The sequence below is a fragment of the Kribbella sp. NPDC043289 genome (assembly GCF_056436705.1).
Genome location: NZ_JBWKCB010000001.1, coordinates 1 through 21,581, shown reverse-complemented (window position 1 = coordinate 21,581; position 21,581 = coordinate 1). Strand labels below are relative to the sequence as shown.

The following is a 21,581-nucleotide window of genomic DNA, read 5'->3' as shown; positions in this document are numbered from 1 at the left end:
CCCCCGGGGGAAGTGGGAAGTTCCCGGGGGCCGTGGCGCTATCAGCGCGGGTCGGTTGCAGCTACTGGATCAGCTGCAGCCGGAGGTGCTGCCGCAGCCTTCGCAGACGTAGCAGGAGCCGCTGGGCCGCATCTTGGTGCCGCAGGTGAAGCAGAGCGGGGCGTCGACCGACGTGCCGGTGATGAGTTCGAGCATCTCGGCGGTGGTGTGGGCCTCGCCCTTGACCGGCTTGGCTGCTGCCGCGTCGGCCGGCTTGACGGTGGCTTCGGCGGTGTCGGCGGTGTCGGCGGTGTCGGCGGTGTCAGCGGCGTCGGCGGCCGGCTCGATCGACTTCAGGGACTCGGCCTCGGAGACCTCGACCGGAGCCGCCTCGTAAGAACCGGTGTCGAGCTGGCGCGACCGCTCCTCGGCGGAGTAGATGCCCAGCGCGGCCCGGTCGTCGAACGGCAGGTAGTCCAGAGCCAGGCGCCGGAAGATGTAGTCCATGATCGACTGCGCCATCCGGACGTCCGGGTCGTCGGTCAGACCGGCCGGCTCGAACTTCAGGTTGGTGAACTTCTGGACGTAGGTCTCCAGCGGTACGCCGTGCTGCAGCGCGATCGAGATCGCGATCGAGAAGGCGTCCATCACACCGGCCAGCGTCGAACCCTGCTTGCCCATCTTCAGGAAGACCTCGCCCAGACCGTCGTCCGGGTAGGACCCGGCGGTCATGTAGCCCTCGGCGCCACCGACGCTGAACGACGTGGTCCGCGACGGCCGCGACTTCGGCAGGCGCTTGCGCGTCGGCCGGTACTCGATGACCTTCTCGATGATCTTCTCGGCGACCGCCTCGGTCTCGGCCTCGGCCGCCTCGGCGGCCTTCTTCGCCTTCGCGTCCGCCAGCGGCTGACCGACCTTGCAGTTGTCGCGGTAGACCGCGAGCGCCTTCAGGCCGAGCTTCCAGCCCTGGAAGTAGACGTCGGCGATCTCCTCGACCGTCGCGGTCTCCGGCAGGTTCACCGTCTTCGAGATCGCGCCGGACAGGAACGGCTGCGCCGCCGCCATCATCCGCACGTGACCCATCGGCTTGATGGCCCGCTCACCCATCGCGGTGTCGAAGATCTCGTAGTGCTCCGGCTTCAGGCCCGGCGCGTCCACGACGTGACCGTTCTCCGAGATGTACTCGACGATCGCCTCGATCGTCTCCTCGGTGTAGCCGTACTGGCGCAGCGCCCGCGGGACCGTGGTGTTCACGATCTGCATCGAGCCGCCGCCGACCAGCTTCTTGAACTTGACCAGCGAGAAGTCCGGCTCGATGCCGGTGGTGTCGCAGTCCATCATGAAGCCGATGGTGCCGGTCGGCGCGAGCACCGAGGCCTGCGCGTTCCGCCAGCCGTTCTTGGCGCCGGTCTTCAGGACGCTGTCCCACGCGGCGGACGCGTGCTTGTGGACGTCCTTGTCGATCGGGTGCAGGGTGCGGATCGCGTCGTTGGCCGCCGCGTGCTTGCGCATCACCCGGGTGTGGGCGTCCTTGTTCCGCTCGAAGCCGTCGTACGAGCCGACGATGCCGGCCAGCTCGGCGGAGCGCTTGTACGACGTCCCGGTCATCAGCGAGGTGATAGCGCCCGCCAGTGCGCGACCACCGTCGGAGTCGTACGCGTGACCCGTCGCCATCAGCAGCGCACCGAGGTTCGCGTAGCCGATCCCGAGCTGCCGGTAGGCGCGGGTGGTGTCACCGATCGCCTCGGTCGGGAAGTCGGCGAAGCAGATCGAGATGTCCATCGCGGTGATGATCAGCTCGACGGCCTTGGCGAACTTCTCCGAGTCGAACAGGTCGTCGTCGCGGAGGAACTTCATCAGGTTCAGCGACGCCAGGTTGCAGGACGAGTTGTCCAGGTGCATGTACTCCGAGCACGGGTTCGACGCGGTGATCCGGCCGGTCTCCGGCGTGGTGTGCCAGTCGTTGATCGTGTCGTCGTACTGCAGGCCCGGGTCGGCGCACGCCCACGCCGCCTGGGAGATCTTGTCGAACAGCTCACGGGCGTCGACGGTCTCGATGATCGAGTTGTCCATCCGCGCCCGCAGGCCGAAGTCGCCCTTCTCCTCGACCGCGCGCATGAACTCGTCCGAGACCCGGACCGAGTTGTTCGCGTTCTGGTACTGCACGGAGGTGATGTCGCGACCGCCGAGGTCCATGTCGAAGCCCGCGTCACGCAGGACGCGGATCTTCTCCTCCTCGCGCATCTTGGTGTCGACGAACTCCTCGATGTCGGGGTGGTCGACGTCCAGGACGACCATCTTGGCCGCGCGCCGGGTGGCGCCGCCGGACTTGATGGTGCCGGCCGACGCGTCCGCGCCGCGCATGAACGAGACCGGGCCGGAGGCGGTGCCACCGCTGGACTGCAGCAGCTCCTTCGAGGAGCGGATCCGGGACAGGTTCAGGCCGGCGCCGGAGCCGCCCTTGAAGATCAGGCCCTCTTCCTTGTACCAGTTCAGGATCGAGTCCATCGAGTCGTCGACGGCGAGGATGAAGCAGGCCGACACCTGCTGCGGCGAGGACGTCCCGACGTTGAACCAGACCGGCGAGTTGAAGCTGAAGTACTGGTGCAGGAGCATCCAGGTGAGCTCGTGCTCGAAGACCTCCGCGTCGCCCGGCGTGGCGAAGTACCCGTGGTCCTCGCCGGCCTTGCGGTAGGTCTTCACGACCCGGTCGAGCAGCTGGCGCAGGCTCCACTCCCGGTTGTCGTGGCCGACCGCGCCGCGGAAGTACTTCGTGGTGACGATCGTCGAGGCGTTGACGCTCCAGAAGTCGGGGAACTCCACCCCGCGCTGCTCGAAGACCGTCTCACCCGTCTTCCAGTTCTGCTGTACGACGTCGCGACGCTCCCACGTCACCTCGTCGTACGGGTGCGCGCCCTCGGTGCTGAAAACGCGCTCGATGGTGAGTCCCGTGGGCGCGTTCTTCCGCCCGCGGAACCCGGCCGCCGACCGCTTGGTCGACCCCGAGTGGCCGGTCACCGTCTCTGTCATGGTTGCTCCTCGCCCTGTGTCTGCATACCGCGGTCTGTCGGGACCGCCCCGTTGGTGTACTGCGTAACGCCGTACCGCTGATACCGCTGATACCGCTGATACCGCTGGTGTTTCTGGAACTACCGTTCCCCCGGTTTACGTTTGCTGGGTCGGCTTCAGGCGGCCGGGCTCCGTGCCCTGCGGCTCCTTCTCGGCCCGCAGCAGCGCGATCTCCGTCTCGAAGTCGTCGGCCGACTCGAACTGCCGGTAGACACTCGCGAACCGCAGGTAGGCGACCTCGTCCAGCTCCCGCAGCGGCCCGAGGATCGCGAGTCCGACCTCGTGCGCGGGAATCTCCGGCGAGCCGCTGCCCTTGAGCGCGTCCTCGACCTTCTGACCCAGGCGTGCGAGCTGGTCCGCGTTCACCGGCCGGCCCTTGCACGCCTTCCCGACCCCGTTGATGACCTTCTCCCGGCTGAACGGCTCGGTCGCGCCGGAGCGCTTCACGACCGTGAGCTGCATCTGCTCGACGGTGGTGAATCGCTTCTCGCAGACCGGGCACTGCCGGCGGCGGCGAATCGCTCCGCCGTCCTCGGCCACCCGGCTGTCGACCACTCGGGAATCGGCGTGCCGGCAATACGGACAGTGCACGACGAATCACTTCCTCCCGTGACCGCCGAAGGGGCGGCCTGTGGATCAGCCTGGGGACAACTTGTGTAGAACCTGTGTGCAACTAACCACTACCTGTGGAAAATTACACCCGTGTAACCACTACATCTAGGGATCTTAGGTCCCTGCTCCGACAGTTTGCAAGCAGGCTCGGATCGCCCGCGCGTGTCTAGGTTTCAACACTGAAGCGGACCCGTGTACTCCCGCGTGGCGCCACCCGAATGACCCTTCGGAGGCGCAAACTACGGCCTCCCTGACGGGTCAGGGCTGACGGGTGAGGACGACCAGACTCAACGCCGGGAGCGGCAGGTCAAGGGGCAGACAATAGCCCGAATTCACGTCCACCGGCGTGTCGTCGCAGAGCCGTTCCAAGCCCTGACGCGCGGTGATCTCCGCCAGTTGTTCGGCCGTCGGGTCCTGCGGTGCGCCGAGCCCCTGCCAGATGGTGTGGCTGTTGCTGTGCGCGTGGTCGATGCGGAAGTGCTCGACGGCCCATCGCCCCTGTTCGAGCCCCTCGATCTCGAGATCGACGCGGGTCGTGGCGGTGTCGGCGGCGTACTGGTCGTCGGTGTGCCGCCAGACGAGGATCGCGACCTTGTCCGCGTCCCGCCCGGCCAGCGCGTCGATCTCGCCAGAGCCGGCGGCCTCAACGCGCCGGTCGCCGAGGTGGGCGAAGGCGCGGTACGCGTTCATCAGCGGCTTCTCGATGCCGGACGCGGTGACGAAGCTCCGGGTGCCCTCGAAGTACCGCTCGCCCTCCATCGAGAAGCTCCAGGTCGTCGCCTCGCGCACCTGCGCGGTGTGCCGCTCGTTGAGGTCGAGGATCTCCTTCATCAACTGCGCCTGGAAGACCGGGTAGTACTCCGTGTTGCGGTAGCCGAAGTTCGCGTTGTCGTAGATCCCCCAGTGCGCCGGTACGGACGCGTCGCACTCGTCCACGATCACGGGCTTCCCGGCGTACTGCGGGAACTCGTCGATGACCGTCAGCGCGGTGTCGATCTCGCGGAGCATCTTCGCGGTCGACGGAGACTCCTGTGCGGGCGCCGGCGCGCCGATCGGACCGTAGGTTCGCCAAGGGGTGAAATGCGCGCCCTTGGTGTGGAACGACACGAAGTCGACCGCGAGGTCGCGATCGGCGCAGGCCTGGAGGAATCCGCGGAGGAAGTCGTCACCGCCACCGGTCACCGCTGGGCCGCCCACCTTCGCGTCCGGGTAGACGTCGCGGATCGCGCTCACGGTCAGCTCGTACAGGTCGTAGTACTGCTCCGGCGTCCCGCGCCAGTAGGTGATGTCCGGCTCGTTCCACAGCTCCCAGAGCCAGTGCTGGACCTCGTCCTCGCCGTACCGCTCCAGGGCGTGCTCGACGAGTGATGCGACCAGCCCGGCGAACTTGCGGAAGTCCTTCGGCGGATACGACCACCAGCCCGCCTCGTACTCGCTGTACAGACTCGGGCTGCCCTCGTACGGGAAGTCGGTCTTGGCATGGTCCGGCACGAGCGCGAGCGGGGTGAAGCCGAGCTCGACCAGCGGATGGTGGCCGGCGTTCACGATCGCGTCGTACGTCAGGTCCGCGATCGTGAAGTCGTAGTACGGCGTCCCGTCCGCGTGCTCGTGATAGACGTTGCCACTCCCCCAGTGCGGCAGGCCGAGGCCGGTGCCGCTGGTGAAGATGTTGTGCGGCCGGACGTGGTACGGCGTCTCCGCGAACGCACCGATCGCCTCGAGCGTGCGACGGCCCTGTGCGGTGTAGGTCCAGTTGATCTCGTCGTACCCGAGGCTGGCCCACAGGCGATGCAGCACACCGAGGTCGTGGGCTGCGTTGACGGTGACGCGCGCGTTCCGGCTCATCCTGGCCCCTTGATCGCTGTATCGATAAACAGCCAGGACCGACCCTACCGGGAACCCGCGGCCGGCGCGGGATGTGAGGATGTCGCCCATGAAGCCGGTGATTCTGGACGTCGACACGGGTCTGGACGACGCCTGTGCGCTGCTGCTGGCCGCTCGGCACCCCGAGCTCGACCTGAAGGCGGTCACCTGCGTCGGCGGGAACGTCGGGCTCGACGCGGTGGTGCGCAACACGCTGACCGTGCTCGACGCGGCCGGCCGGCCCGACGTACCGGTCGCGCGGGGTGCCGCCGTACCGCTGATCCAGCCGGTGCGGGAGGCGCGGCATGTGCACGGGGACGACGGGCTCGGGGATCTCGATTGGCCGCGGTCGACCCGGCCGACCGACCCGCGGCATGCCGTCGAACTGCTGCGCGACGTACTGCGGGAAGCCGCGGCGACCGGTGAGTTGATCACGCTGATCCCGCTGGCGCCGCTGACTAACATCGCGTTGCTGCTGCGCACCTATCCGGACGCGGCGGCGGGGCTGCGGGAGATCGTGTTCATGGGCGGCGCGGCGGGGATCGGGAACGCGACCGCGTCGGCCGAGTTCAACATCTGGACGGATCCGGAAGCGGCCGCGATCGTTCTCGCGGCCGCCGGCGATCTCGGCGTACCGCTGACGATGTACGGACTGGATGTGTTCTACGACGTCGTGGTCTCGCTGGAGCAGGCCCGCGGGCTCGACGGATCCCCTTCCGCGGACCTCGCGCAGAAGCTGATCGCCAAGCGCAGCGAGCTGTACCAGTCGGACGGCGCGACGATCGGCGACGGCGGGGCCGTGTGCGCGGTGATCGATCCGTCGGGGCTGACGACCCAGTCGTACCCGGTGCGCGTCGAGCTGTCCGGGAGCTGGTCGCGCGGGCGGACGATCGTCGACACGCGCGACTGGTCCGCTGATCTGACCAGCGACCCGCACGGACAGGCGCCGACGACGGTCCGCGTCGCGACAGCGGTCGACGGCAAGCGGTACGCCGAAATGTGGCTGGCGACCGTTAGGTAAGCAGCTCGATCAGGCGGGCGCGAACGCCGTACAGGAAGAGATCGAGGCCGTCCGCGAAGAGATCCGGACCGTCAGCGGAATCGGCGACGACGGCCGCGAGAGTCCATCGCGCGGTGACCTCGAAGACGTGCCGCGCCGCATCCTCCGGTACGCCGAGGCGCGCGAGGGCCTCGATCTGGGCACGGACCAGTTCGGCGCGGGAGCCGTCGCCCCGGTCACGATCCGGCGTGGCCTTGGACTGGATCAGACCGGCAAGACCGGGGTGGTCGCCGTAGAACGCCCGCAGCTCGAGCGACCCGGATCGCGTCAGGTCGATCCACTCGTCGACGGTCCGCAGCTCCCGGTACGCCGCATTGTCGGCCGTGAACTGGTCGAACGCATTGCGGGCGACGAGGTCGAGGAGCTCGGACTTGTTGTGGACATGGTGATAGAGCGACGGAGCGCGGACTCGCAGGCGCTCGGCGACCGCGCGCATGGTGAGGCCGTCGACGCCGTCCGCGCGGATCACCGCGAGGGCCGCGTCGGCGATCGCGGCGACGGTGACACCGGCCGCGGCGTGGGACGAGGGGTCGCGTGTGGTCATGAAATCTCGTTGTCCGGCGGGCTGGTCGGGATTACTGTCTAACGTTATTAGACAGACTGGCCGAGGATGGTGCCGTGACCGGATTCCGACCCGCCTACCCGCTGCTGACCGAGCGGCTGGAGCTGCGGCCGCACCGCCGGGAAGACCTGGATGACCTGTTCGCGTTCCACTCGCGGCCGGAGGTCGTGCGGTACACACCGTGGCCGGTACGGGATCGCGAGCAGACCCGGATCGCGCTCGAGCGGAAGCTGCCGCAAGGAGAGTTGACCGAGGCGGGTCAGTGGCTGGTGCTCGCGATCGAGCTCCGCGAGACCGGGACCGTGATCGGCGAGGTGCTGCTGAAGTGGGCCAGCGAGGCGGACCGCCAAGGTGAGATCGGGTTCGCGCTGCACACCGACTACCAGGGCAAAGGACTCGCGGCGGAAGCGGCGCAGGAGATGCTGCGGGTCGGCTTCGACGAGTTGGGGCTGCATCGGATCGTCGCGGTCCTGGACGACCGGAACGTCGCGTCCGCCCGGCTGCTCGAACGACTGGGGATGCGGCGCGAAGCGCACCATCTGCACGCCCAGTGGTTCAAGGGTGAGTGGGGCAACGAATACGTCTACGCGCTGCTCGAGGACGAGTGGCGCGCGGCGCGCTCCTGATCAGCCGAGGACTCAGCCGACGACGGGGATCTGCAGGGTCTGGCCGGGCGTGATGGCAGCCGGGCCGGACAGCTTGTTGAGGTCGGCGATCTTCTCCACGACCGTGCCTGGGTCCTGACCGGGGTTGGTGGACTGGGCGATCGACCACAGGGTCTGACCGGGAGCCACCTGGACCGGCACGGTGTGGGTGAAGTGCGGGCCGGGCTCGAGAACGCCGGCCACGCGGAGGCCGAGGACCAGGATCGCGGAACCGAAGACCAGGACCGACAGCGTGGTCACCAGCAGACGGCCGCGACGGGTCAGGCGGAGCGGCGCCGACTCGTGACGCTCCTGTGTGCGGCGACCGACAACCTCGCCGGAGCACCCGCGAACCGACAGCGGATCAGAGCCACCGACCCGAGGCCGGCGGCGCCGCGGGGCGGCAGGTGACACGGCGGGCGACGGGGTCGCAGCCGGCGACGCCGCTCGGGCGGTCGGAACCGCCGTCAGGTGCCGGGCCGACCGGCCCGTCCGGGTGGATGGCGTGCGTGGCGGCACAGCCTCGGGTGCGCGGCGGGATACAAGTGCGTCGGCCGCCAGAGCTGCTGTGCTCATCGGATCCTCCAGACCTCGGTCGGTGCGCGTCCTGCGGTGTCGGTTCCTGTCTATCGGTCGCCTCCGACAGTTTCCGGAAGAGCGCCCCGTTCGACCGGACCGAACACCTGTTCGATCGAACGTCTGTACGAATGATTAACCGACGGCCACCGTTCGCGCAACCACTACCAACCGCGACACGCCCGGGAAATTCCCTGCCGCCGCAGCACCCCGCGCACGCCTTATAACCCGACACGCGAACAGACGTGCGAACCGACACGCCTTCGAACAGATGTTTGAAGAATCTCAGAATTCGGTCTACGGTCATCTCAGTCGAGCAAGCTTCGGCCGGTGGTGCGATCGCCGGCCCGACCCGAGGAGCAACCAGCGATGGCCAGGACGCCGAGCGGTTCCAGCAAGGACGAGCGCACAGGCGTGGAGAAGGCCGCGGGCAAGGCCGCTCCGAAGGCTCCGGGGAAGAGTGCCGAGAAGGCCGGGAAGGCCGACCGGACCGTCTCCGAGCTGCCCGACGGCCCGGCCGACGCGACCGGTCTGACGCCGCGCCAGCGCCGCGTGCTGGACGTCATCCGCGACTCGGTGGACAGCCGGGGCTACCCGCCCTCGATGCGCGAGATCGGTGAGCGGGTCGGCCTGACCAGCTCCTCCTCGGTGTCGCACCAGCTCCGCGTGCTCGAGCAGAAGGGCCTGCTCCGCCGCGATCCGAACCGCCCGCGGGCGATCGAGGTCCGCTACCCGGGCGAGGTCGACGCCGCCGCCCGGCGTTCCGCGCTCGGCTCGGTCCGGCAGACGGCGTACGACGAGACCGGTGCCGGTGACGCGCACCCGGACGCGGCGTACGTGCCGGTCGTCGGCCGGATCGCGGCCGGTGGCCCGATCCTCGCCGAGCAGGAGATCGAAGAGGTCTTCCCGTTGCCCAAGGCAATGGTCGGCGAGGGCACGCTGTTCATGCTCCGGGTCAAGGGTGAGTCGATGATCGAGGCGGCGATCTGCGACGGCGACTGGGTCGTCGTCCGGCAGCAGCCGACCGCGGAGAACGGCGACATCGTGGCCGCGATGATCGACGGCGAGGCGACCGTGAAGACGTTCAAGAAGACCAAGACCGAGATCCTGCTGCTGCCACACAACCCGGCCTTCGAGCCGATCGACGGCAAGGACGCCATCATTCTCGGAAAGGTCGTAACAGTTCTGCGGCGTGTCTGACATCGCAGACACCGAGCAAAGTCCGGCGGGACATGTCAGCATTGAGTCATGACGACTGTCTATGACTTCAGCGCGCGGCGGATCGAAGGCAATGAACAGTCTCTTGCCGATTTCCGCGACCAGGTGCTCCTGGTGGTGAACACGGCGTCGCAGTGTGCCCAGACACCGCAGTACACCGGCCTGCAGAAGCTCTACCGGACCTACCGCCGGCAGGGCTTCACGGTGCTTGGCTTCCCCTGTGACCAGTTCGGCCACCAGGAGCCTGGTGACGAGAACGAGATCGCGAACTTCTGCTCGACGATCTATCACGTCACGTTCCCGATGTTCGCCAAGATCGACGTCAACGGATCACGCACGATCCCGTTGTACAACTGGCTGAAACGCGAGCAGGGCGGCCTGCTCGGCGGCCGGGTGAAGTGGAACTTCACGAAGTTCCTGGTCGGCCGCGACGGCGGGGTGATCTCGCGCTACGCGCCCACCCACTCGCCCGACAAACTGGCCGACAAGATCGAGGCAGCACTGGCGGTGCCGGCGCCGTCGCGGGAGACGAACGACTGACCCGGCACACGGCTCAAGGCCGTGCGCAACCAGCCGTTCACGTGAAAGCACCACGATTCACTGTCGGCGTTGGCGAAATTTCGTTGTTTTCTGCGACAGCTGAACATCATCCGTCGCAGCGCAACAGCAATTCGCACCGCATTCCGAACAATTCCCCCGCGGATCTGCCTGTCGCTATTCGCTGTCGACCAGGACCGCATCCGGGGTGATGTCGAGACGCAACCCGCGCCAGACGGGATGGCGGAGCCGGCCGTCGCCGCCCCACCCCGAGTAGGTGATCTCGGCGACCAGCACCGGATCGAGCCAGTGCGCGCGGCGCCGGTCGGTCATCGGGATCCCGGCCGGGTCGAAGGCCGGCCGATCGATCTCCAGCCCGGTCAGCTCGGCGCTCAGCATGTCGAGGGTCGCGAAGTCGAGACCCGACCCGACCTTCCCGATCAGGACGAGCTCGCCGTCCGGTGCGTAGGCCCCGCAGTAGAACGAGCCGATCTTCCCTTCCCGGTTGCCCTCCCCCGGATGCCAGCCGCACAGTACGACGTCCCGCGTCCGCACCGGCTTGATCTTGATCCAGTCGGCGCTCCGGCGGCCCGGCAGGTACCGCGACTTGCGCCGTTTCGCGACCACTCCCTCGAGCCCTTGCTCGGAGGACTGCTTCAGGGCTTCCTGACCGTCGCGCAGCGCCGGCGGGATCTCCCAGAACGGGTCCCCGATCTCCAGCGAATCGAGCAGCCCCCGACGGTCGTCGTACGTTGCATCCAGCAACCACTGGCCGTCGAAGCGGAGCAGGTCGAACAGCCGCACCGAGACCGGCACCTCGGTGATCAGGTGCCGGAGCTGGCGCGGGTCGCGGACATGCATCCGTCGCTGCAGCAGACCGAACGAGGGTGCGCCGTTCTCGTCGAGTGTGACGATCTCCCCGTCCAGTACGGCGGGAAGCCGCAGCCCCGGCGCATCCGCCAGCCCGACCAGCTCCGGATAGCCACCGGACACGTCGTGGCTGTTGCGCGACCACAACCGGCAGACGCCGTCGTCCACCTCGGCGATCACCCGGATGCCGTCCCACTTCATCTCGTACGACCAGCCCGCGCCTGACGGCAGCTCCCCGAGCGCCGCCATCATCGGCAGCACCGGCGGACCGGTCACGGGACTCATGACGACTGCAACCGCTTCAGCGCGCCGAGCACCTTCTCCCGGTCGGCGGTCGGCCACATCGGCGGCAAGGAGGCACGCAGGAACCCGCCGTACCGCTGGGTGACGATGCGGGGGTCGAGGATCGCGACCACGCCGCGGTCCGAGCTGCGGCGGATCAGCCGGCCGGTGCCCTGCGCGAGCAGCAGCCCGGCGTGCGTGGCCGCGACTGCCATGAACCCGTTCCCACCCGCTTCGTCGACGGCGCGCTGACGAGCCGCCATCAACGGCTCGTCCGGCCGCGGGAACGGGATCCGGTCGATGATCACCAGGTTGCACGTCGAGCCCGGTACGTCGATCCCCTGCCACAGCGACAACGTCCCGAACAGGGAGGTCTCCGGGTCCTCCACGAACTCGCGGGCGAGCTCACCGAGCTGCGCGTCGCCCTGGCACAGCACCTTGAAGTCGGTCGCCTCCCGCACCGCGGCGGTCGCTGCCTCGGCCGCCCGGCGGGACGAGAAGAGGCCGAGGGTCCGGCCGCCGGCGGCCGTGATCAGGTCGACGATCTCCTCGAACTGCTTCTTGCCGAGGCCGTCCCGATGCGGCGGCGGGAGGTGCTTGGCGACGTACAGGATGCCCTGCTTCTCGTACTCGAACGGGGAGCCGACGTCGAGCCCGCGCCACGGCAGCGGGCCGGTCTCGGAGTCGTCGTCGAGCTCCGGCATCTCGTCGGCGTCCTCGAGCTTGTCGGCGGGACGCAGACCGACCTGGCGGGCGATCGCGTCGAAGTCGCCGCCGAGAGTCAGGGTCGCGGACGTGAGCACGGCCGTCCGGTCCCGGAGGACGAGCTCGCGGAGCAGGCCGGCCACGGTGAGCGGCGCGATCCGGAGCTCGCGGCCGAAGCGGTCGCGGTCGATCATCCAGACGACATCCAGGTCGTTCAGCGCTGCGACGCGTTCGGCGACGTCGAAGATCTCTTTGACCGCGCCCTTGGACTGCCGCTTGGCGCCGTCCGGGTCGTCGTCCTTGTCGTCGGACTTCTTGTTCAGGTCGGAGTACAGCCCGCGGGCCGCGTCGCGGACCAGGCCGGCGGCCTCCAGGACCGGCGTGTTGGACGGCTCGATCCGGCCCTCGCGGGTGCCGTCGAGGGCGGCACGGAGGGCGTCGGAGGCGTCGATCAGGTCGTCGGCCTTGTCGTCGTCGACGAACCGGCGGGCCCGCTTGGCGGCACGCTCGACCATCTGCGGTGACAGCTCGTCGCCGGCCGCGCCGGTGACCCGGGCGGGCAGCTCGTGCGCCTCGTCGACGATGACGACGTCGTGCTCGGGCAGGACGGTCCGGTTCTCGAAGGCGTCGATCGAGAGCAGGGCGTGGTTGGTGATGACGATGTCGGCCTTGCGGGCGTGTTCCTTGGCCTTCTCGGCGAAACACTCCTCGCCGTACGGGCACTTCTGGGCGCCGAGGCACTCGCGCGCCGCGATCGCGACCTGCTGCCACGCCTGGTACTGGTGCGAGGGCGCGTGGTCGCGGTCGCCCGCCTCGCCGTCCAGCAACTGCTGCTCGGCCCACTCGCGCAACTCGATCACGGACCGGCCGATCTCGCCGGCGGGCGGCACGTCGATGAGCATGCCGTCCTCGTCCGGCGCGCCTTCGCGGATCCGGTGCAGGCAGGCGTAGTTGTTCCGGCCCTTCTGGATCGCGTACTTCGGTCTGCGGGGCAGCAGCTTCTCGGTCGCGTCGAGGAGCGCCGGAACGTCCCGATCGACCAGCTGCGACTGCAGCGCGAGCGTCGCGGTGGACACCACCACCCGCCGGTCCTCGATCGCGTGCACGAGGGCGGGAACGAGGTACCCGAGGGACTTTCCGGTGCCGGTGCCCGCCTGCACGAGGAGATGCGACCCGTCGTGCATCGCGGTGTCCACGGCTTGCGCCATCTCCACCTGTCCTGGCCGCGTCTGACCACTGATCCCGGACACGGCAGCTTCGAGCAGTTCCCGCACATCAACACCCACCGCCACACCCTAGCCCGCCCGGCGGACAGATTTCCGATCCGGCGGGCCAGGCTGTGGACAAGCTCCCGCGCGACGCTTTTCGGAGCCGTTTTTTCGGAGCCGTTGGTGAACCGGGAGTCAGACCACCGCGCCGCGATCCGGCTGGGCGTCGCGGTCCACCTGCTGGCGCTTGGGGCGTGGTGGCGGCGCCGGGTAACGACGCTCCAGCTCCAGCAGCAACGGTGCCGCGGTGAGGTTGGAGGAGTACGTGCCGACGAGGATGCCGAGCAGCAGCGCCAGCGCGAAGTCGGCGAGCGAGTCACCACCCAGGAACAACAGCGCGGACAGGATGAACAGCGTCGAGATGCCGGTGTTGATGGTGCGTGGCAGCACGTTCACGATCGCGGTGTCGATGATCTTGCCGAGACTGTCGGTCGAGCGGGCGCTGCGCGTCTCGCGGATCCGGTCGAACACCACCACCGAGTCGTTCACCGTGTAGCCGATGATGGTCAGGATCGCGGCCAGGAAGATGCCGTCGATCGGCTTCCCGGTCCAGGCGAAGACACCGACCACGATCGCGACGTTCTGCAGCAACGCCAGTACGGCGCCGGCGCCGAAGGTCCAGCGGAACCGCACGGCGAGGTACGCCAGCTGGGCGAGCAATGCGATGCCGAGGGCAATCAAGCCCTTGTTCCGCAGCTCTTCGCCGAGCGACGGGCCGATGCTCTCGTTGCGGATCACCTCGGCGCCGCCACCGATCCGCGACAGCGACTCCTTGATCTTCTCCGCCTCGTCGTCACTGATCGTCGACGTCCGCACCGTGATGTCGTCGGCTCCTGACGCCTGCACGACCGCGGTCGGATACCCCGCCTCCCCGACCGCTGCCCGCGCCTGGTCCGGCGTGATCGGCTGCGTCGTGCTCACCTCGAGCAGCCGGCCGCCGGTGAACTCGATCCCGAGGTTCAGACCGCGGACGGCGACCCCCGCGAGGCTGATCACGATCGCCACGACCGTGATCACCAGCCAGCGTCGGCTGTGCTCCATCAGCGACGGTTGCCGAGCCTCGAGCCAGGTCCGGACCCGGCCGTGGCCCGCGATCCCGCTCAGGCCCGGACGGCGCAGTACGAACCCTCGGGACACCGCGAACTCTGCGAACACCCGGGTGACGACGAGCGCCGACAGCACCGACGCGATGACACCGATCGACAGCGTGACGCCGAAGCCGCGGACCGGACCGGCGGCCAGGAAGAACAGCAGCCCCGCGGCCAGCAGAGTGGTGATGTTCGAGTCGGCGATCGCGGACAGGGCGTTCTGGAAGCCGCTGCGCAGCGATCTGCGGAGGCCGTCGGTACGGCCCGCTGTGTAGTCCTCGCGGGCGCGTTCGAAGACCAGGACGTTCGCGTCGACCGCCATTCCGATCGCCAGCACGAAACCGGCCAGGCCGGGCAGTGTGAGGGTGGCGCCGATCGCGGTCAGGGCGGCGTACGACATCGCGGCGTACCCGATCAGGCCGAGGACGGCCATCAGACCGACGAGGCGGTAGACCACGACGATGAACAGCGCGGTCAGCGCGAGACCGATGATCGCGGCCAGCGCGCTCGCCTGGATCGCGTCCTGGCCGAGCGACGGGCCGACCGTCCGCTGGTCGATGACCTGCACCGGCACCGGCAGCGCTCCGCCGGAGATCAGCGCGGCCAGGTCCTTGGCCTGCTCCTCGGTGAAGGTACCCGAGATCGTCGTGGTGCCGCCGCCGATGCCGACGTTGCACAGCTGGTTGCCGCCGTTCGGGTCGACCTGCGGCGCGCTGATGACCTCGTTGTCCAGCACGATCGCGATCAGCCGCTGCGGCGTACCGACCGGCTGGCAGGCGGCCTTGCCGGTGATGTTCGCCCAGGTCTTGCCGCCGTCGCCCTTGAAGTTCATCTCGACGAACCAGCCCTGCGCGACCTGCTGCGGGTCGAGCCGGCCCTCGGCGCCGCTGACCAGCTCACCGGTCATCGCCGGCTTGGCGAGCCGGAGGAAGCCCTGACCGCCCTCGGCCGGCAGGTACGTCTCCCCCGCGGCCGGTTTGGCCGGCTTCGTCGCGACCTGGTCGAGCACCTCGTGGAAGGTGAGCTGCGCGGTCTTGCCGATCACCTTGGCGGCCTCACGCGGGTCCTGCACGCCGGGCAGCTCGACGATGATCCGGTTGTCGCCCTGGCGGGTCACGTTCGGCTCGCTGACGCCGAGCGCGTCGATCCGCCGGTGCAGCACCTGGGTGGCCTTGTCGGTGGTGTCCTTGGTCGCTTTGACCGTCGGCGAGTCCTTGGCCTCGAGGACGATCTGCGTCCCGCCGCGCAGGTCGAGACCGAGTTGTGGTTTCGCGGTCAGCGTGACGTACGTCGACGCCGCCAGGACGAGGAATGCGAGCAGGGCACGGGCTAGGGACGACCGGTTCACCGAAGCCTCCGGAGCTGGGCACCCGCAGTACGGGTGTCGTGACAGAGAGCACCCACGCGGGTGTGAAGGCACAGTGTACGAAGCCGTTCAAGCCCTACGGGGAACAATCGCAGAAGCGACCGGGTCGCGGAAGTTCGCCGGACCGCCACTGACTGTTGCCCAGGGCATGCTTTCGGAAAACGGGATTGCCTTGAGATCGAATCGTTCGGGTGGCTTGCGAACGCGGCACCAGGGTGACGAGGTGTTGCATAGGGCAACGAGCTGACCGATGCGAAAGGTTGATGCTTGATGAGATCGATCGGGCGAATGGTTGCGATGGGCGCGGCGGCGGTGGCTGGGGTTGCCGGCGGGGCTCCGGTGGCGCAGGCGCAGGCGCCGACCCAGAGCGCCCACACAGTCACCTGTGCGAACCAGGACGAGTGCGTTCGGAAGCACAACATGTACCGGCACGGCGGGTGGCATCCCCTCTCGGAGGTGGGATGCCCTCTCGGAGGTGGGATGCCACCCGCTACTCAGTTGCGCAGGGTCGGGCGGTAGATGAGCTCCTGGGTGTGGCCGTCGAGGATGCGGCTCTCGAGCAACTCCAGGTCGAAGTCGCCGGTGCCGTCGAAGATCCGGTTCTCTGCCGTTTGGCCCCGGCTGTTGATCACCGGGAACACCGTCACCTGTACCCGGTCGACCAGGCCGGCGGCCAGGAGTGCCCGGTTCAGCGTCAGGCTGCCGTGCGAACGCAGCGGCAGATCCGACTCCTCCTTGAGCCGCCCGACCGCCTCGACCGGGTCGCCGCTCAGGACCGTCGCATCCGGCCAGTCGAGCGGTCCTTGGAGTGTGTTCGACACCACTGTCGTCGGCAGGTTCGTCATCCGGCTGACCCACGAGTCGTGCACCTCCGAGCCCGCCGGGTGCGACGCGAGCATCGACGCCATCAGCCGATAGGTGTTGGCGCCGAGAACCAGCCGCTGCTTCTCGCCGAACTGGTCGAGGCGGTGCTCGAGGAACTCCGGCCCCTGCTTGCCCCAGTACCCGCCGAACGTGCCGGTCGGGGAGCCGTAGCCGTCGAAGCTGGAAAAAATGTCAAAGGTAAAGCTGGCGCTCACTTCGGTCTCCTTGAGTTCAACAGGCGCCGTCGTCGGCAACCCTTCACCCCTGCTACGAACACTTCGCCGCCGATACGACACGGCACCGCATCAAATGCTGACAGCTACTGGGACCAGCGGTAGACCGGAATGGATGTGCCGCGGTGAGCCCGGGGGTGGGTGGGACGAACCACACGTACCCCATCACCGGTCACGGCCAAGTGTCGAGGCCGTTTTCGATGGCGTAGCGGACCAGTTCGGCTCGGTTGTGGAGTTGGAGTTTGCGGAGGGTGTTCTGGACGTGGTTCTCAACTGTGCGGTGGGAGAGGACGAGGCGGGTGGCGATCTGTTTGGCGGTGAGGCCGCGGGCGACGAGGCGGAGTACTTCGGTCTCTCGGTCGGTGAGGTGCGGGACCTCGGGGCCGGTGGTGGCGTCCAGTCGGCGGTACTCGCCGAGCAACAGTCCGGCGAGGCCCGCGCTGAAGACGGCGTCGCCCTCCGCGGTGCGCCGTACGGCGTCGTCGAACTCGTCCAGTGACGCCGACTTCACCAGATACCCGGAGGCGCCGTTCTTCACCGCCGCGAGTACGTCGTCCTGCTCGGCACTGGCCGACAGCACCAGAACTCGGGTGTCGGGGAGTGCCGCGGTGATCTCGCGGGTCGCGTCGACCCCGGATCCGTCGCCGAGCTGGAGGTCCATCACCACCACATCCGGGCGGGTCGCCAGCGCGATCTTGACCGCGCTCGCGACGTCCGCGGCGGTCGCGCAGACGTCGTACCCGCGGCTCCCGAGGTCGCGTGCCACGCCCTCGCGCCACATCGGGTGGTCGTCGACGATCATCACGCGAGTCATGCGGTCACCACTTTCAGCTCCCATTCGGTTCCTTCGCCTGGCGCGGTGCGGACCGTGACAGTGCCGCCGAGGTCGGCGATCCGGCCGCGGATCGACTGGCTGACGCCCAGGTGCCCGTCCACGCGGGCCTGTTCGAGCCGCGCGGGCGTCGTACCGACTCCGTCGTCCCGGATCGACACCACGATCTCCTCCCCCAGGTCCTCGACGACGACCCAGCAGCGGGCGTCCGGACCGGCGTGCTTGATCACGTTGCTCAGCGCTTCCTTGACCGCGGCAACCAGTTCGGCCGCGGTGGCCGCGGGCAGCAGGACCTGACCGGCCGGTACGACGACGTCGACCCGAGTCGTGGCCAGCGGCAACAGCAGGCCACACAGATCGGCCTGATCACCTTCGGTGGCAACCACGCGTGTGGACATCAGGGTGCGCAGCGCCACTTCCTGTTCGGCCGCCAGCTGCGCCAGTTCGAGCGTTTCGCCGCCGATCGCCGTACCGCGTCGCTGGACCTGGGCCAGCACCTGCAGTACGCCGTCGTGGATCGACCGACTGAGCCGCAGCCGCTCGGCCGTCGCGCTCTCGGCAGCGATCGCCTCATGCAGCCTGGCCCCTGCCCGCCGCAGAGTCGAGGCGGCGTACCCGACGACCAGGCCGGCGACCAGGAGCAGTTGGACGTTGGCGAGGATCTTCGACGTGTGGTCAACGCCGCGCAGCGCCAGCAGCGCCAGGCTGATCGTGGTGGCGCCGAGCAGGCCGCCGTCCCGGCCGCGGGAGATCGCCAGCGCGAGCACCGGCCCGGCCGCCCACACGGAGGTCAGGACCGAGGCGCCGGCGCGGATGTCGAGCAGCGGCTGGGCCCACAACGTCGCAAACATGCAGCCGACCGTGACGCCCAGGTCCACGAAAGCGAGCCGGGTGTTCCGACGCCCCCAGCGCCGGCTGTAGCCGTACGACGAGATCAGCGTCCAGACTCCCATCACGGCCAGCTGGAGCACCGCGCCGGACGGCCGGACGATGCCGTCCCACCGGGTCCACACGCCGAAGCAGGCGAACACCCAGGTGATCACGCGAAAGGCGACGAGTGCGCGCCACAGCGGCTGCAACAGATCGACGGTCTCACGCTCCACGCGCCATAGTCTGCCAAGCCGCGGGGCTGCTCTGCGTGAGGCTTACTACTCAGTCCGCAGGATTCCCCGCACCTTCACAGGATTTCCTCAGTTCCACTTCAGCTGGGCGGGTTTTCCCCGTACTCTCGCGCCAAACACGCTCGGGGGAGCTTCGAACACAGTGCGTTATGAGACACGGAGGGGAATCGTGCGCAAGCTACCCGCCGGGCTGTTCAGCCTGGCCTTGGCGGCGACGACCGGGCTGGGCATCGCCTCGGCATCGGCCGGAAACGCCGCCACATCGCCCACGCAAGGGTCGGCGCCGATCGCCAGCGAGGCCGCGCCGGCGCCGGACGAGCTGTCCAGCCCGCTCGAGGACAAGCGCCGCGATCTCCGCCAGGAGGCGTTGACCAAGGTCCTGAACGGTCAGGCCACCCCGGAGAAGCGCGGTACCAGCACGGTCGTCAACCTGGGCGCCAAGGCCGCCGGGGCCAAGGGCGTGAAGAACGCCAAGGGCAAGGTCGACCAGTACGTCGAGCTGTCCCGCGAGAAGACCGACAAGATCTTCGTCGTGCTCGCGGAGTTCGGCAACGAGCGGCACCCGAGCTACCCCGACCAGGACACGTCGCCCGCCTTCCCCGGTCCGGCGCGGTTCGACGGCCCGCTGAACAACCAGATCCCGGCGCCGGACCGCTCGGTGGACAACTCCACCGTCTGGAGCCCGAACTACGACCGCCAGCACTTCCAGGACCTCTACTTCGGCGCCGGCAACTCGGTGAAGAAGTACTACGAGAAGCAGTCGTCCGGCCGGTACAGCGTCGACGGCGAGGTCACCGACTGGGTCAAGGTCAAGTACAACGAGGCGCGGTACGGACGCTCGAACGGCTACCCGTGCACCGGCAACGTCTGCAACAACACCTGGTACCTGATCCAGGACGCGGTCAACCAGTGGGTCGCCGACCAGGAGGCCAAGGGCCGGACCAAGGCGGAGATCACCGCGGACCTGAAGTCGTTCGACCAGTGGGACCGCTACGACTACGACGGTGACGGCAACTTCAACGAGCCGGACGGCTACATCGACCACTTCCAGATCGTGCACGCCGGTGGCGACCAGGCCGACGGCGACCCGTGGCAGGGCGAGGACGCGATCTGGTCGCACCGCTGGTACGCCGGGTTCCCGGGCGGCCCCACGACGAACCCGAACGGCGGCGCGCAGATCGGTGACACCGGCATGTACGTCGGTGACTACACGATCCAGCCGGAGAACGGCGGCGTCAGCGTCTTCGCGCACGAGTACGGCCACGACCTTGGTCTGCCGGACCACTACGACACCGCCGGCGGCGAGAACGGCGTCAACTGGTGGACGATCATGGCGCAGAGCCGGGTCGGCAAGCCCAGTGACGGCGGGATCGGCGAGCAGGCGGCCGACTTCGGCGCCTGGGACAAGCTGCAGCTCGGCTGGCTGGACTACGAGATCGTGAACGCCGGCCAGAACCGGACCGTCGAACTCGGCCCGCACGAGTACAACTCGAAGAAGGCCCAGGGCCTGGTCGTACCGTTGCCGAAGAAGTCGGTCACGCACCAGCTCGTCGCACCGGCCGCCGGGACGAAGTCCTGGTGGAGCGGTCAGGGCAACAGCTTCACGCACACGATGAGCCGCCAGGTCGCGCTGCCGGCCGGTCAGCCCGCGAGCCTCACGTTCCAGGCCAACTGGGACATCGAGGACTGCGGTACGACGGCCTGCGACTACGCCTACGTCGACGTGAACGACGGCAGCGGCTTCAAGACGATCAAGGGCAACATCACCAACGACGCCGAGGGCAACGGGATCGACGGCACCAGCAACGGCTGGAAGCCGGCCACGTTCGACCTCTCGTCGTACGCCGGGAAGACGATCACCCTGCAGTTCCGCTACGCCACCGACCCGGCGGCCGGCGGGATCGGCTTCTTCGCCGACGACATCAAGGTGACGTCCGGTAGCACCGCGCTGGTCACGTCGGGGGCGGAGACTTCGCCGGACGGGTGGACGTTGAACGGGTTCAGCGCGATCGGCGCGTCGTACACGAGCCTGCACGACAACTACTACCTCGCGTCGAACATCAACTACGTCGACCACGACAAGTACCTGCAGACCGGCCCGTACAACTTCGGTTGGGCGAGCACGCTGTCGGACAAGGTGGAGCACTTCCCGTACCAGGACGGTCTGCTGATCTGGTACTGGGACACCTCGCAGTCCGACAACAACACCAGCGCCCACCCGGGTGCGGGCCTGGTCCTGCCGATCGACTCGCACCCGACGCCGATCAACCGGATCGACGGCCAGCTCTGGCGGCCGCGCGTCGGTGGGTACGACGCTCCGTTCGGGCTGGAGAAGGCGGACTCGTTCACCCTGCACGTCAACGGGCAGGCGAGCTACGTCCGCGGTCAGAACGCCGTACCGACCTTCAACGACGGCTTGTCCTACTGGTCCGCGGACCAGCCGACGAGCAGCGTCAAGGTCCCGAACAACGGCGTGAACATCAAGGTCGTCTCCAAGACCGGCACCTCGATGAAGGTCCAGGTCAGCAAGCGCAAGTAACACCCCGAAACACAGAACAGCCCCCGAGAAGGGCGGTTTCAAGGGGTCGTCGCAACACCGCCTTGGGTTCTAGGTGGTGAGTAGATCACGCAAACGCTCGGCTGGGGTGTCCCAGTCGAGCGTTTTGCGTGGTCGGTGGTTGAGTTCCTGGGCGACGTGTTGGAGGTCTTCGGGTCCGTGGAGGCTGAGGTCGGTTCCCTTGGGGAAGTACTGGCGCAGGAGCCCGTTGGTGTTCTCGTTGGTGCCGCGCTGCCAGGGTGAGTGCGGGTCGCAGAAGTAGACGGCGATGTCGG

At 68.3% G+C, this 21,581-nt stretch carries 17 protein-coding genes; 5 read left to right on the top strand and 12 right to left on the bottom strand.

Annotated features, from left to right (window positions below; genetic code table 11):
• Positions 1 to 69: 69 nt before the first annotated feature.
• The 3 genes from AC0662_RS00085 to AC0662_RS00075 all read right to left on the bottom strand — a co-directional run bounded on the left by AC0662_RS00085 (position 70) and on the right by AC0662_RS00075 (position 5,505).
• Complete coding sequence (locus AC0662_RS00085; protein ID WP_478297406.1) at positions 70 to 3,009, bottom strand: vitamin B12-dependent ribonucleotide reductase; 2,940 nt, start codon at positions 3,007 to 3,009, stop codon at positions 70 to 72.
• A 135-nt stretch (positions 3,010 to 3,144) separates the two neighbouring features.
• Entirely contained in the window at positions 3,145 to 3,639 is a 495-nt protein-coding gene (nrdR, locus tag AC0662_RS00080) for a transcriptional regulator NrdR (RefSeq protein ID WP_452203220.1), read from the bottom strand.
• A gap of 279 nt (positions 3,640 to 3,918) precedes the next feature.
• Positions 3,919 to 5,505 carry a GH39 family glycosyl hydrolase gene (locus tag AC0662_RS00075; RefSeq protein WP_478297404.1) on the bottom strand — a complete coding sequence of 529 codons (1,587 nt, stop codon included), beginning with the start codon at positions 5,503 to 5,505 and terminating at the stop codon, positions 3,919 to 3,921.
• Between the two features lie 88 nt (positions 5,506 to 5,593).
• On the opposite strand from AC0662_RS00075, the gene AC0662_RS00070 reads away from it, so the two are divergent.
• Entirely contained in the window at positions 5,594 to 6,544 is a 951-nt protein-coding gene (locus AC0662_RS00070) for a nucleoside hydrolase (RefSeq protein ID WP_478297402.1), read from the top strand.
• Here AC0662_RS00070 and AC0662_RS00065 read toward each other — a convergent pair.
• Positions 6,537 to 7,127: a TetR/AcrR family transcriptional regulator gene (locus AC0662_RS00065; protein WP_478297400.1), complete on the bottom strand. Its 591-nt coding sequence runs from the start codon at positions 7,125 to 7,127 to the stop codon at positions 6,537 to 6,539. The two genes, AC0662_RS00070 and AC0662_RS00065, sit on opposite strands and share 8 nt — an antisense overlap.
• A gap of 74 nt (positions 7,128 to 7,201) precedes the next feature.
• Here AC0662_RS00065 and AC0662_RS00060 point away from each other — a divergent pair, with 74 nt between their 5' ends.
• Positions 7,202 to 7,771: a GNAT family N-acetyltransferase gene (locus tag AC0662_RS00060; protein ID WP_452203224.1), complete on the top strand. Its 570-nt coding sequence runs from the start codon at positions 7,202 to 7,204 to the stop codon at positions 7,769 to 7,771.
• A gap of 12 nt (positions 7,772 to 7,783) precedes the next feature.
• Here the strand turns inward: AC0662_RS00060 and AC0662_RS00055 are convergent, their stop codons facing one another.
• Complete coding sequence (locus AC0662_RS00055) at positions 7,784 to 8,365, bottom strand: LysM peptidoglycan-binding domain-containing protein (protein ID WP_452203225.1); 582 nt, start codon at positions 8,363 to 8,365, stop codon at positions 7,784 to 7,786.
• A gap of 369 nt (positions 8,366 to 8,734) precedes the next feature.
• On the opposite strand from AC0662_RS00055, the gene lexA reads away from it, so the two are divergent.
• On the top strand, positions 8,735 to 9,565 hold the full coding sequence (gene lexA, locus AC0662_RS00050) for a transcriptional repressor LexA (protein ID WP_452203226.1): 831 nt from the start codon (positions 8,735 to 8,737) through the stop codon (positions 9,563 to 9,565).
• A 48-nt stretch (positions 9,566 to 9,613) separates the two neighbouring features.
• Positions 9,614 to 10,123, top strand: a complete 510-nt coding sequence (locus tag AC0662_RS00045) for a glutathione peroxidase (protein WP_452203227.1) — start codon at positions 9,614 to 9,616, stop codon at positions 10,121 to 10,123.
• A gap of 174 nt (positions 10,124 to 10,297) precedes the next feature.
• Here the strand turns inward: AC0662_RS00045 and ligD are convergent, their stop codons facing one another.
• The 6 genes from ligD to macS all read right to left on the bottom strand — a co-directional run bounded on the left by ligD (position 10,298) and on the right by macS (position 18,731).
• Positions 10,298 to 11,275 carry a non-homologous end-joining DNA ligase gene (gene ligD, locus AC0662_RS00040; protein WP_452203228.1) on the bottom strand — a complete coding sequence of 326 codons (978 nt, stop codon included), beginning with the start codon at positions 11,273 to 11,275 and terminating at the stop codon, positions 10,298 to 10,300.
• Positions 11,272 to 13,269, bottom strand: a complete 1,998-nt coding sequence (locus tag AC0662_RS00035; RefSeq protein ID WP_452203229.1) for an ATP-dependent DNA helicase — start codon at positions 13,267 to 13,269, stop codon at positions 11,272 to 11,274. Before AC0662_RS00035 ends, ligD begins: the two co-directional genes overlap by 4 nt.
• Positions 13,270 to 13,380: 111 nt before the next feature.
• Positions 13,381 to 15,681 carry a protein translocase subunit SecD gene (gene secD, locus AC0662_RS00030; protein WP_478297397.1) on the bottom strand — a complete coding sequence of 767 codons (2,301 nt, stop codon included), beginning with the start codon at positions 15,679 to 15,681 and terminating at the stop codon, positions 13,381 to 13,383.
• Positions 15,682 to 16,193: 512 nt separating this feature from the next.
• The gene (locus tag AC0662_RS00025; protein WP_478297395.1) at positions 16,194 to 16,778 is read right to left on the bottom strand and encodes a dihydrofolate reductase family protein; all 585 of its coding nucleotides are present in this window, start codon (positions 16,776 to 16,778) and stop codon (positions 16,194 to 16,196) included.
• A 190-nt stretch (positions 16,779 to 16,968) separates the two neighbouring features.
• Entirely contained in the window at positions 16,969 to 17,610 is a 642-nt protein-coding gene (locus AC0662_RS00020) for a response regulator (RefSeq protein WP_478297393.1), read from the bottom strand.
• Positions 17,607 to 18,731, bottom strand: coding sequence for a MacS family sensor histidine kinase (gene macS, locus AC0662_RS00015; protein WP_452203233.1), 1,125 nt, complete (start codon positions 18,729 to 18,731; stop codon positions 17,607 to 17,609). Before macS ends, AC0662_RS00020 begins: the two co-directional genes overlap by 4 nt.
• A gap of 187 nt (positions 18,732 to 18,918) precedes the next feature.
• Between macS and AC0662_RS00010 the strand changes: the two genes are divergently transcribed.
• Complete coding sequence (locus tag AC0662_RS00010; RefSeq protein ID WP_452203234.1) at positions 18,919 to 21,288, top strand: immune inhibitor A domain-containing protein; 2,370 nt, start codon at positions 18,919 to 18,921, stop codon at positions 21,286 to 21,288.
• A gap of 69 nt (positions 21,289 to 21,357) precedes the next feature.
• On the opposite strand, the gene AC0662_RS00005 is transcribed toward AC0662_RS00010, so the two are convergent.
• Positions 21,358 to 21,581 (bottom strand): IS30 family transposase (locus AC0662_RS00005; RefSeq protein WP_478297390.1); only part of this gene is annotated, 224 nt, incomplete at its 5' end.

What these genes read in the sequence shown, in the direction of transcription:
- lexA (WP_452203226.1), top strand. Translation starts at nt 8,735, where the DNA reads ATGGCCAGGACGCCGAGCGGTTCCAGCAAGGACGAGCGCACAGGCGTG.
- AC0662_RS00045 (WP_452203227.1), top strand. Translation starts at nt 9,614, where the DNA reads ATGACGACTGTCTATGACTTCAGCGCGCGGCGGATCGAAGGCAATGAA.
- AC0662_RS00075 (WP_478297404.1), bottom strand. Translation starts at nt 5,505, where the DNA reads ATGAGCCGGAACGCGCGCGTCACCGTCAACGCAGCCCACGACCTCGGT.
- AC0662_RS00065 (WP_478297400.1), bottom strand. Translation starts at nt 7,127, where the DNA reads ATGACCACACGCGACCCCTCGTCCCACGCCGCGGCCGGTGTCACCGTC.
- AC0662_RS00070 (WP_478297402.1), top strand. Translation starts at nt 5,594, where the DNA reads ATGAAGCCGGTGATTCTGGACGTCGACACGGGTCTGGACGACGCCTGT.
- ligD (WP_452203228.1), bottom strand. Translation starts at nt 11,275, where the DNA reads ATGAGTCCCGTGACCGGTCCGCCGGTGCTGCCGATGATGGCGGCGCTC.
- AC0662_RS00020 (WP_478297393.1), bottom strand. Translation starts at nt 17,610, where the DNA reads ATGACTCGCGTGATGATCGTCGACGACCACCCGATGTGGCGCGAGGGC.
- AC0662_RS00085 (WP_478297406.1), bottom strand. Translation starts at nt 3,009, where the DNA reads ATGACAGAGACGGTGACCGGCCACTCGGGGTCGACCAAGCGGTCGGCG.
- AC0662_RS00055 (WP_452203225.1), bottom strand. Translation starts at nt 8,365, where the DNA reads ATGAGCACAGCAGCTCTGGCGGCCGACGCACTTGTATCCCGCCGCGCA.